Genomic DNA, 11076 nt, shown 5'->3' with positions numbered 1-11076 from the left:
AGAGTGGCAGACCATCCGCAGGCGTCATTAATCTCGGTCAATCGGACAGTGCGGGACCGGTCAAGATGTTTGCCGAGCAATGACCGATCCCAAAGGCACTTAAGCGCCAGCCCTCATGCGGGTTCAACTGGCAAGTATATCGGCGAGATGCTCGGGCAGATCGGCAAGCGCGACCTCGGTCAAGGTCTTGTCCAACTCGCCCAAAAGTGCCGCTCGCACGGGCGGGCTCAACGCCTCTCTCAAATCGCCCAACATCTGCGGCCCGGCCACAAGCACCAGGCGCGCGAAATGTCCGGCGCGTTGAGCCTCGGCGAGATCATCGGCAAGCCTCTTGGCAAAGGCCTTGGCTGCTGCCGCTTTCGGATCGCGCCGTGTCATCGCCGCGCGGCCCGGCCCATGGCTGCTTTGCCCCTGCCCCGGCGTGTCGGCGTACTCTGTCGGCGGCGCAGCTTTGAACTGCTTGCCGGGCACGTCAGAAAACCCTTTCCCCGGCCCCGCATTCATCACGATCCGCGCGGATTGCGCATCCGCGAGAAGGACCCAAGTGATTGTCGGTTTCATGCTCCGTCTCCTCTTCTCCAACAATGATGGCTCCGCGATTTTTGAGACATCTCGCAAGGCCGCATGATCTCACGCAAGCGCATGGCGCTATCCCACGCAGCCGGGATGAACGGCGGCCTCCGACGACGCACTCGCAGCGGATTCCGAAAGCTCGTAGATACCCGAGAAACGGCCCATGGCCGCAGGTTAACCTGGCGATCCGATCGAGGGATTGACGCGCATCAATACGCGTCTTTGAAACAACCGCCCTCATCCAGACGATGGCGCGACCCGTCCCAAATCGATACCAATAGACTAACCCCCAAGCGCCGACATATGACGCGCCAAGGTCGGGCTGTTCATAGCCGTAGCATCGAACCGATGGCGTTGCGGCTTGTGCTCCAACGCCTCTCGGATCGCGGCAAACACAGCTTGGTCCGAGATGCGGAGCGGTGCGCGCAAATCGACCGCACCTTCGTCGCCCATGCAAGGATAAAGCTGTCCCGTGCAACTGACCCGCACCCGATTACACAGCGCACAGAAGCTACACGACATTGGAGATATGAACCCAAGCCGTCCGCCGGTTTCGCGGAGACGCACAAACCGGGCCGGCCCGCCTGTTGTGGCACGCAGCGGCTCCAGCGTCCAACGCTGCGCCAGATCGCGCTGCACATCTGCCAGAGACAGCGCCCGATCCGCCCGATCCGACCCTGTGTCGCCTGCCGGCATCTCTTCGATCAGCGTCAAATCCATGCCACGGCCATGGGCGAACAGGATCAGATCATCAAGCTCCGCTTGGAAGGCGCCGCGGCTGGCAACCGCGTTAAGTTTCACGGAAAGACCCGCCGCCAAGGCCGCATCGATGCCGGCCAACACCGTCGCAAGCGTGCCAAGCCGGGTCACAGCGCGAAACCGCGCCGGGTCGAGCGTATCAAGCGAGACATTCACCCGCCGCACGCCCGCCGCCGCCAGCGCGTCGGCATGGCGGACGAGTTGCGTCCCGTTCGTGGTCAGCGTCACCTCATCCAGATCGCCCCGCCGCACGTCCCGCCCGAGATCGCGAAACAGATCGAGCACATCGCGACGCACCAGCGGCTCACCGCCCGTAATCCGCAGTTTGCGGACGCCGTGGCGGACAAAAACACGCGATAGACGTGCCAGTTCCTCCAGGCTCAAGAGATCGCGTTTGGGCAAGAACACCATCTTCTCCGCCATGCAATAGGTACAGCGGAGATCGCACCGGTCGGTCACCGACAGCCGAAGATAGGTCACACGACGCCCAAACCGGTCGATCAGCGGCATTGGTGTACTATCAAGCGGCATGACGTACCGCCATGGCGCGATGCGCCCAGTCACAAACGGCCCCAAGATGGACCGGTAAGTCTGTCGTCGCCCCTCCGCCGAAGGCGGCCCAAGCATCGGCATAGGTTGGGCGCACCGCGGTCAAAACTGGCACGCCACGCGCCAAAGCCGTAAAGATCAAGTCGCGGAAGCCGCGCCCTTCGCTTTCGCCACGGCCAAAGCGATTGAGGATCAACAGATCGGCACCTGCAGCCAGTTCGGCTTCAAGATGGGCCGAACATTCAGCCAAAGCCCCGGGGTCGAGGCGGCAGCCGCGCGAGCCGTTGCCAAGCGGTTGGGAAATCCGAAACACCTGCCCGGTGCCGATGCTGGTCAAATCCATATCGGCGCAATGGCAGTCGCCGCTGACCTCACCCCGGCTCTGCAAGACCCCGCGCACCGCAAGACGCTCGGCGGTCAACGCGGCGGCCACATCGCTGAGCAGCGCGTCGACATCATCGGTTTCGAACCGGATCGCGGCCAGTTGAATATCGGTCATTGGATATCTCCTTGGGAAAACGGCTGCCAGCGCAGCGCGTCGCCTGAGCGCAGATCGCATGTCTCTGCCGGAACCATCGCCAAACCATCTGCGCCGCTCAGCGGCAGAAGCGTGCCCGAGACGCTGCGGCCAAGCCGCTCCAACACGGGCAGGCCAGTTTCATCATAACGCAGGAGGCGTACGGGGAAGACCTCGGCCCGGCTCGCTTTGCGGGTCCAATCGAAACCTGCGCGCGCCGGGACGGTTGCGAAAGCCCGAGGCGCGGTGCCGGATAAGCGGGCGATCTGCGGCGCGACGAAAAGGTGAAAGCCCACATGCACCGCGAATGGGTTGCCCGGCAGACCGGTATAAGCCGCCTCCCCGATGCGTCCGAAAAGCACCGGCTTGCCGGGCTTTATGGCGACGCGCCATCCACGAACCGCACCCCCTGCCGCATCCAAGGCGGCGCGCAGATGGTCTTTGCCGCCCATCGAGACCGCGCCCGACGTCACGATCAGGTCCACATTCGGCGCGACACGGGCCAAGGCCTCGGCGCTCGCCGCAAGATCATCGGGGATGACACCGGCATCCACCGCCTCGGCCCCGGCGGCGCGGATCAAGGCCAGAAGCATGGGCCGATTGGCGTCGTTGATCTGGCCCCCTGCACAAGCGCCTTCGGTCAGTTCATCGCCGGTCGAGAAGACCGCGATCCGTGGTTTCCGCCGGAGAGCGACCTCAGTCACGCCATTGGCGGCCAACAGACCGATATGATGCGGCGTGAGCCGGGTTCCGGCCTCGATAAGGGATTGGCCCGGCGCTTGATCGCTGCCCATGGGCCGGATGTTGTCCCCCGGCGCGGGCGGGTGATCGATATGCACATGGTCGTCGGAAATCCGGCAGCGCTCAATCATCACCACCGCATCGGCACCGTGCGGCACCGGTGCGCCGGTGAAAATCTGCATCGCCCGCCCGGCGGGCAAATCCGACGGGCCATCTCCGGCGGCAATGGTGCCTGCCAATGGCAGGTCGGAGGCTTGCGCGAGATCAGCCGTGCGGAGCGCGACGCCGTCCATCGCCGCGCTGTCAAAACGGGGCAACGGCCCCGGCGCGTCGATCCGGTCGACCGTCACGCGCCCGAGGGCGTCGCCCAGAGATCGAAGCGCGCGGCCCGCCACCGGGGCAATGTCGCAAAGCGCCAATGCAACGGCGTCCGCCACTGACATGAGGCTTGCTCTTGTCTTCGCCGGGGCATCGTCACAGCACCCGCAAGAAACAAACGTGCCATCCATGAAAAAACTCCGAAAACCAAAGGTGGATGGGAAGAGAAGATGGGCCGGGCAACCCAAGAAGAGGATCGCCCGGCCCGGAGATGTCGCCGCCTTAGTTCGGCGCGTCGGAGGCGTGGCGCATCAGATAGTCGGTGACCATTGCGGCCTCTTCCTCATCCAGACCCGCCCGTGGGAACATCGAGGGCGTGATACCGCGCCATTGGAGCTGCGTGAAGTGGTGGGGCTCACGCGGCCCGTGGCAGACCGTACACCGCTCGTAGAACAGACGTTCCGCAGGCTCCATATCGGCATAGAGCGCGTCGGTCAGATCATAGAGGCGGTCGAGACCCAGATCATCGTAGTCCGGCGCGGCGAAGGCCACTTCATCCATCTCGATGATATCGGGCTTCTCATAGGCCATGTTCGGCCCCTCGGGATCCTCGCAACGCCGCAGCGAGGCGAGCACCGTGTTGGCCGAGTTGGCTTGGCTGAGACCCGAGGCGCGTTGCGTCGAGGTGATGAAGTTCACCAGCCCCGAGTTACACCGGCCTTGACCATCGAGCTGCGGCCAGCAACCCTCGTAGATCGACACAACCCCCGGCATGATCTCATCACTGAGGACTGCCCCGGCGATGACCGTGCCACGGTCGTTATAGAGCTCGACCAAGTCACCGTCGGCAATGCCGCGTTCTTCGGCATCCTGCCGGTTGATCCGCACCGGTTCCCGGCCTTGGACCTTATAAAGGTCGCGCAAGCTCTCGGATTGGTCCATCTGGCTGTGCAGCCGGAACCATGGGTGTGGCGACACGACGTGGAGTTGCCCAGGCTCGGCATTGCCGAGATATTCGTGCTTCTCCATCCACATCGGCATGCCCGGGCAATCGCCGATCTCCATCGCGGCGATGTCTTCGCAATACATCTCGATCCGGCCCGAGGTCGTGTGCAGCGGGTTGCCTTCCGGGTCGTCGATAAAGGCGCTGTGCCGCACCCAAGCGCGGGCTTCGTCCGGCACTTCCATCCGGGCATAGCCCTTTTCCCAGAACTCTTCGAACGGGATTTCGTCCGCAGCGGAGGACCGTTCATAGGCTGCCCGAATATGGGTCATGAACTCTTCGCCATCGGTGAACTGCGCCCAAAGGCCCAGCTTGTCGGCGAGACCCTCGAATATCTCGTAATCCGAACGGCTTTCGCCCACCGGCTCGATGACCTTCTTCATCGCATAGACCCGGTCATTGGAATAGGTTCCGCCCGAGGTGATGTCATCACGTTCCAGCGAAGACGACGCGGGCAGCACGATATCGGCCCACCGGGTCGCCGCCGTCCACCAGACATCGACGCTGACAATCGTGTCGACGGTTTCCAGCGCCCGGATCAGCCTGTTGGTGTCCTGCTGGTGCGACATGAAGTTGTTGCCGGCGTTGAAGATCATGTGAACCTCGGGATAAACGCCCGGGTTGCCGTTATAGGTGAACTCCATGCCGGGATTTTCCAGCATGTCGGTGATCCGACCGGCCGGACAGGTGCCGCGCACAAAGTTTCGGCCCTGGCTCAGCCCTGTTGGCGTGGCTTGGCCCGATTGCGGCATGCCGCCATTGCCATAGTGCCAGCTAAAGCCGACACCACTGCCCGGCCGCCCGATTTGCCCCGTGAGTGCGGAGAAGTTGACGATGGCCCAGTGGGTCATCTCGCCATGCTGTGCCCGTTGCAGCGACCAGGCGCCAGCAATCGAGGTGGTTGAGGTTGCCAGAAGCTCGGCCAGCGCCCGGATCTCATCGGCGTCGATGCCGGTGATCGCGGCAGCCCATTCCGGGGTTTTCGGCGTTGCGTCTTCGCCCTCACCCTGGACATAGGCGATCCAGCGATCCGCGCCGACGGTGTAACGGTCCATATACGCGCGGTCTTCGAGACCTTGATCGAGCACGTGATAGGCCATCGCCAGGAACAACGCGACATCGGTGTTGGGGATGATGCGCATCCATTCAGCATTCAGATAGTCATCGGTCGCCGTGCGCTGCGGGTTGATCGAGATGAAGCGGACGCCTGCATCGCGGATCATTTCCCAAGGTGCATACATGCCGTGATCGGCCACGCGGAATTCGACGCGGTTGTTCTTGATCGGGTCACAGCCGACAAGCAGGAACACCTCGGTATTGTCGCGGATCGTCTCCCAAGCAGATTGCGGAGAGTACACTTCCATATCGCCGATGACCCGTGGCAGGGCGATTTGCGAGGCCCCGGCGGACCAGTCGCCTTGCGTGTTGGTGCAGCCGCCCATGAGGTTCAGAAGCCGCCCTTGCAGCACATTGGGGCGCATGACGCCCGCATGGCTCCAGCCACCATAGGAGGAGCTGAAGATCGCCTCATTGCCATAGTTGGTTGCGGTGTCGAGCAAGGCCTTTGCGGTAAGATCGAGCGCCGTGTCCCAATCGACCCGAACATAAGGCTCTTCGCCCCGCAATTCAGGACGGGTCTCGCCGGTTTGCCAGTTTTCCAGGTAGGATTTCCGGACCATCGGATAGTCGATGCGGCTCCGATCATAGGTCCGATCCAGGACGCCTTGGGTCAGCATCTCGGTCGGACGGGCGTCCAGCTCCATCATCGTGTTGATGCCGATAAGCCGACCGTCACGCACCACGGCCTCGAACGGGCCATAGTGGGTGGCGTGGAATGTGCGGTTGCTAAATGAGTTTGGGTCGATCGATGCCAGCGCGGTTGAGTTCATCAACGTCGCGGCACCGAAGGCCGCTGCCCCTCCCTGCATAAACCCGCGGCGGGTAGGACGATGGAATGACATGGGAGAAGCCTCCTTAGCTCTTTCTGATATTTTCTGCCCGATTTTACCGCCGCAGCGCCTGTCACCCTGTTGATGCACGTCAAGGCGGCCTGTACGAAGATGTGAAGAATTGTAAACACCATGACGCCCCTGCCCCATATCCTTGTCGTCGAAGACGACCGCACCACCCGGATGCGCCTCGTCGCCTATCTCAGCGGCCAGGGCTACCGCGTCAGCGATGCCGCAAACGCGGAGGAGATGGAGGCCGTCTTGGCCCGCGACCCGGCAGAACTGTTGCTGGTGGATATCAATCTCGGCGGCAAAGATGGGCTGACGATCACGCGCGAACAGCGCGCGGCCTCCCGGGTTGGGATCATCCTGCTAACCGCGCGCGATGATCAGGTCGACAAGATCGTCGGCCTGGAAATGGGCGCCGATGACTATGTCACCAAGCCTTTCGACAAACGCGAATTGGCCGCGCGGGTGAAGAACCTTCTGGCGCGCATCGCGGATATCGGCCAAGCCCCGGAAGGTCCGCCGCCGGTGGATGTGTTCGGCCCTTGGCGCTTTGACCGTATTCGACGCCGGCTGGTTTCGGTCAGCCGCGTCGAAACGCTGACGCAGCAGGAGTTTGAGGTGCTCGCGGCCCTCACGGACCACCCCGGGCAAACGCTGAGCCGTGGGCGGCTCTCGGAGATGCTCGGGCGTGATCCGGACCGACCCAATGACCGGATGATCGATGTCGTTGTCGGGCGGCTCCGCAAAAAGCTGGAAGAGGACGCGACCACACCAGACTGGCTTCTCACCGTGCACGGCCAGGGCTATCGGTTCGTCGACCCGGCCACAACGTGAAGGCCGGACTGGGTTGCTGCCTCGGACAATTGACGCGCCGCAGCCTCCGCCGCGGTGGTGAGTTGCGCGTCGGAAACCTCGTCGCCCGCCTCAATCCGCAGCATCAAATCGCATAAGGCGTCCAATCGGAAATTCGATGCCGCGCCCTTTAGCCGATGTGCCGCCGCGCGTCGGGCAGCGGCCAGATCGTCAGATGATCCCCCATCATCAGCGCCGGCGTCGCGAATGCGGTCAATGGCGTTTGGCAGATCGGTTAGAAACTCCGCCACGATGCGAGCGGTCGTCTCCTCACCCAGATCAACCCTATCACTGAGCAGGGTTTCGAGGACCGGGTCGGAAGATACTGTCTCGCGTGGCTGGTCCGCATGCGTGGTCAGATCATCAGACAGACAATCGGCCAGCGCACGCGGGGAAATCGGTTTTGCCAGAATGCGGGACACGCCCAATCGAGTCCGCTCCATCTCGGTATCCTCGATCAGATGCGCGGTCAGAGCCACCAAACGCCCGGCCTGAGGCTGATCGGAAAGCCCTTCGGCCACCGACTGCCCCGACATGTCGGGCAAGTCGAGATCAATCAGGACCAGATCGAAAGGCCCATCCTGCACAGCGGCGAGCCCTGCCCGCCCGGTGGCCACCTCAACCACATCGCACCCCATCTTTTCCAGATAACCACGGGCGACCAGACGGTTGACGGCATGATCGTCAATAATCAACACTCGGCGCGGATCTGCAAACGCTGCCTCATCAAGATCAACCTCCCTGACGATCAGATCCGGGTCTCCGAGGCCAAGCGGCACCGATAAGGTGAACCGACTGCCGACGCCGGGCGCGCTTTGCACGTCAAGCGCACCGCCAAGCGCCGTTGTGAGCGACCGCGAAATGGCAAGGCCAAGACCGATCCCCTCAATCCCGGACTGCCGGGCAGCAGTGGCGCGCGCATAAGCATCGAAGGCCTCGGCCAGCGCCGCTTCAGACATGCCAACTCCGGTATCGGCGACGGTGATCGATAAAACGATCTGCCCATCCGCTTCCGAAATCCCATGATCGATCAGAACCGAGACACGCCCGGCATCGGTGTATTTGACCGCGTTCGAAATCAGGTTGGAGAGGATTTGGCGGATTTTGACCACATCGCCCACCAGCACATGCGGCGCAGGCTCGATCAGTTCTATCGTTGCCTCCAACCCTTTTGGCGCCGCCAGAGTTCGCAACTGAAGCTCCAACTGCCCAACCAAATCCCGGAGCAAGAAATGAACGTCGCGGGGGCCATTCTCGGCATCATCGCTGGCGGCGAAGTTGAGCAACTCATTGCTGATATCCAAAAGATCGCGGGCCGAGCGATGCGCGATCTGCACGCGCTTGGCTTGCTCCTCATCTTGGGTTTCGGCGGCCAGCAACCCGAGCATTCCGACTATCCCATTCAGGGGGGTCCGGATTTCGTGGCTCATGAGCGCCAGAAGCTCCGTTTTGCTGCGCGCGATGGCTTCGGCATCGGCCCGCGCGGTATCGGAGGCCTGCATCTCGCGCACCAGATCGCCGGTACGCGCGATCACGGCCTCCTCAAGGCTGGCCTGCAAACGTGTCGCCTCGGCGGACCGGCGGCGCAGGATGTTGAGGGCCTTTTCCATCCGCCCAATCTCGTCACGCCCAGTGATCGGCACCGGTTGGTCGTGAGTCCCACGCGCCACAGCAACGATTTGACGAGAGACATCGCCAAGCCGCGAGACGAGGCGGCGCCGCGCGTAGATCCACAACACCCCGGCCAGCCCAACCGCAAGCGCAACCCCGACTATCAGGGCCGTGGTCAGCAGAGCCGCGCGCTGGTTTACCGCCTCGACCCGCGCCAGGCTGGCCGTTTGAGAAATGGTCTGTGCCACGCGGGCGCGGTTGGACAAAGCCGTTATGCGCCGGTTTAGCAATCGGCTTTCCGCAACGAAGCGATCGGCCAGGAGCACGCGCTCTCGCTGCAACGCGACCAACCCGCCGGGTGCCAGCGCCGCGCGATATGCTGCCAAATGCTGCGCCGCCGCCCCACGCGCCGTGTCAGATAACAGGAAACCGAGGCGCTGTTCGGCATCTGCCACTTGCACCACCAGCGCCCGATGCGTCTCTTCGAGCCGCGCCGATGTCATCATTGCAGGAAGCGATTGCGTTTTGAGCCGCATGCCGTCGACCAATCGGCCCAACTCAGTCAGCCGCTCGAACGCGAAGAAATACTCGTCGGCCAAATCGTCCAGCACTGGGCGGAGGTCGCCATCAACCCCGGTATAGAGCCCGACAATGGTCGCTGTAACCCTCAGGCGCGCAAGCCCGATCTCTTCTCCAACAAGCGCGGTAAAAGCCGCGCCCTCGCGGTCAAGCGCCTCGTGTTCTGCTCTGACCCGCGCAGAGAGCTCTAACGATTGCCGCCCGACCGTCGCGATGCGGTCCAAAATTTCGGCTGCACTATCTTCGGTTGGCAAATCTGCCGGATCGTCCGCACCTTCCCCGTCTTCCAACAGACGGACGCCCGCCTCGATCCGATCCACCGCGTCGCCCAACCGCGCGACCATTCGATCGAGATCGGCCCGGGTGTCCGCCCGCACAAACGCCGTCGACACCGTCCCAACAAATTCAACATCCGCGCCGATTTCGCTGGCCAGTTGTATTCGCGGCAAATTGCTTTGGATCAAGGTGTCATGGCTTTGGATCACATAGCGATTGACCACCACGGCGGCCACGCCCACCATCACGGCCAAAAGGCCCATGGCAGACAGGATCAGGATCAAACGCGTGTCAAAACGGCTCTGGAACACGGCGGAACAGTATGGCGCGCAATGGGGACGTGCAATGATTGGGGCGGGTTTGGCGATGGGTCTGTGGGCATCTGCCGCATCCGCTACGCCGCTCTTCTGCGTCTTGGTCCCGCATTTCAAGGATGAGTACTGGCTCAGCGTCGGTTTTGGGTTGGAACAAGAGGCCGATCGTCAAGCGGTGGACCTGATCATGATGGAGGCCGGCGGCTATAACGCGCGGGCCGCACAGATCGCGCAACTGAGCGATTGCGTCGCGCGCGACGCCAACGCCATTTTGATCGGCGCGGTCAGTGCCGATCATCCCGTCCTGCTGCGGGCAATTGCGACCGCAGCGCATGAAGTTCCGGTCTATGCGCTGGTCAATGAATTGCATTCCCCCGCGCTGAGTGGCCGTGTTGGGGTCGATTGGTATGATATGGGCCTGGATCTCGGCCGCCACATGGCGGACCTGCACCCGGTCGGATCGGGCGAGCTCAGCGCCACCCTGATCACCGGACCGCCAGAGTCGGGCTGGACCACCCCCTTGCTGGACGGGTTGCGAGCCGGGCTGGCCGATAGTGCCGTCACGATCAGCACCATTTACGGCGCTGATACCGGTGTGCCGGAGCAATTGGCGCTGGTTTATGAGGCGCTCTCTGACGCGCCGGACACAGATATCTTGATTGGCAGCGCTCCGGCCATCGAAGCCGCCGTTGGGCTGATCGCCGTTGGTGACGGTCCAACGCCGCTTCTCTATGCAACCTATGCCAATCACTCCGTCCTAAGGGGGCTGATGAATGGCCGGATCGGCGCCGCCCCTTTCGACGACCCGGCGGCGCAAGGTGAACTGGCGATCCGACAAGCGCTTGGGCGCGACGGCACCGGCGATCCGAACCGGCTTTTCGGACCAGAAATTGTCGTGCTGACACCACAGAGCGACGCTCTGAACGCGGTTACGCTCTCCCCGCCGGATTATTTCCCGGATCTCGACTAGACACCTGGCGGCCCAGCTTTTCTGCGCCACCTGACGAACCGCATACATGACCCGAC

Annotated in this window: 8 protein-coding genes; 2 read left to right on the top strand and 6 right to left on the bottom strand. The window is 62.8% G+C overall.

Annotation, left to right across the window (positions count from 1 at the left end):
- Nucleotides 1-123: 123 nt before the first annotated feature.
- The 5 genes from GTF44_RS08985 to GTF44_RS08965 all read right to left on the bottom strand — a co-directional run bounded on the left by GTF44_RS08985 (nucleotide 124) and on the right by GTF44_RS08965 (nucleotide 6421).
- A complete protein-coding gene (locus GTF44_RS08985; RefSeq protein ID WP_171560870.1) occupies nucleotides 124-561 on the bottom strand; it encodes a host attachment protein in 438 nt (145 codons plus the stop codon).
- Nucleotides 562-855: 294 nt separating this feature from the next.
- The gene (moaA, locus tag GTF44_RS08980) at nucleotides 856-1863 is read right to left on the bottom strand and encodes a GTP 3',8-cyclase MoaA (RefSeq protein WP_171560873.1); all 1008 of its coding nucleotides are present in this window, start codon (nucleotides 1861-1863) and stop codon (nucleotides 856-858) included.
- Nucleotides 1853-2380 carry a DUF2478 domain-containing protein gene (locus tag GTF44_RS08975; RefSeq protein WP_171560875.1) on the bottom strand — a complete coding sequence of 176 codons (528 nt, stop codon included), beginning with the start codon at nucleotides 2378-2380 and terminating at the stop codon, nucleotides 1853-1855. The genes moaA and GTF44_RS08975 overlap by 11 nt, the downstream gene beginning before the upstream one ends.
- On the bottom strand, nucleotides 2377-3582 hold the full coding sequence (glp, locus tag GTF44_RS08970) for a gephyrin-like molybdotransferase Glp (RefSeq protein WP_253261265.1): 1206 nt from the start codon (nucleotides 3580-3582) through the stop codon (nucleotides 2377-2379). Before glp ends, GTF44_RS08975 begins: the two co-directional genes overlap by 4 nt.
- 157 nt (nucleotides 3583-3739) lie before the next feature.
- Complete coding sequence (locus GTF44_RS08965; protein WP_171560877.1) at nucleotides 3740-6421, bottom strand: molybdopterin-dependent oxidoreductase; 2682 nt, start codon at nucleotides 6419-6421, stop codon at nucleotides 3740-3742.
- A 120-nt stretch (nucleotides 6422-6541) separates the two neighbouring features.
- On the opposite strand from GTF44_RS08965, the gene GTF44_RS08960 reads away from it, so the two are divergent.
- Nucleotides 6542-7252, top strand: a complete 711-nt coding sequence (locus GTF44_RS08960; RefSeq protein ID WP_171560878.1) for a response regulator — start codon at nucleotides 6542-6544, stop codon at nucleotides 7250-7252.
- Here GTF44_RS08960 and GTF44_RS08955 read toward each other — a convergent pair.
- The gene (locus GTF44_RS08955; RefSeq protein WP_171560879.1) at nucleotides 7222-10020 is read right to left on the bottom strand and encodes an ATP-binding protein; all 2799 of its coding nucleotides are present in this window, start codon (nucleotides 10018-10020) and stop codon (nucleotides 7222-7224) included. The two genes, GTF44_RS08960 and GTF44_RS08955, sit on opposite strands and share 31 nt — an antisense overlap.
- 4 nt (nucleotides 10021-10024) lie before the next feature.
- Between GTF44_RS08955 and torT the strand changes: the two genes are divergently transcribed.
- Nucleotides 10025-11020: a TMAO reductase system periplasmic protein TorT gene (torT, locus tag GTF44_RS08950; protein WP_367383393.1), complete on the top strand. Its 996-nt coding sequence runs from the start codon at nucleotides 10025-10027 to the stop codon at nucleotides 11018-11020.
- The last annotated feature ends 56 nt before the right edge of the window (nucleotides 11021-11076 follow it).

It is taken from the genome of Roseobacter sp. HKCCD6576-2, assembly GCF_013179285.1.
In the GTDB taxonomy this organism is placed as follows: Bacteria; Pseudomonadota; Alphaproteobacteria; order Rhodobacterales; family Rhodobacteraceae; genus Rhodophyticola; species Rhodophyticola oceani.
The sequence above is the reverse complement of the archived record's forward strand: the minus strand, read 5'-3'. Positions and strand labels throughout refer to the sequence as shown.

What these genes read in the sequence shown, in the direction of transcription:
- GTF44_RS08985 (WP_171560870.1), bottom strand. Translation starts at nt 561, where the DNA reads ATGAAACCGACAATCACTTGGGTCCTTCTCGCGGATGCGCAATCCGCG.
- moaA (WP_171560873.1), bottom strand. Translation starts at nt 1,863, where the DNA reads ATGCCGCTTGATAGTACACCAATGCCGCTGATCGACCGGTTTGGGCGT.
- GTF44_RS08975 (WP_171560875.1), bottom strand. Translation starts at nt 2,380, where the DNA reads ATGACCGATATTCAACTGGCCGCGATCCGGTTCGAAACCGATGATGTC.
- glp (WP_253261265.1), bottom strand. Translation starts at nt 3,582, where the DNA reads ATGTCAGTGGCGGACGCCGTTGCATTGGCGCTTTGCGACATTGCCCCG.
- GTF44_RS08965 (WP_171560877.1), bottom strand. Translation starts at nt 6,421, where the DNA reads ATGTCATTCCATCGTCCTACCCGCCGCGGGTTTATGCAGGGAGGGGCA.
- GTF44_RS08960 (WP_171560878.1), top strand. Translation starts at nt 6,542, where the DNA reads ATGACGCCCCTGCCCCATATCCTTGTCGTCGAAGACGACCGCACCACC.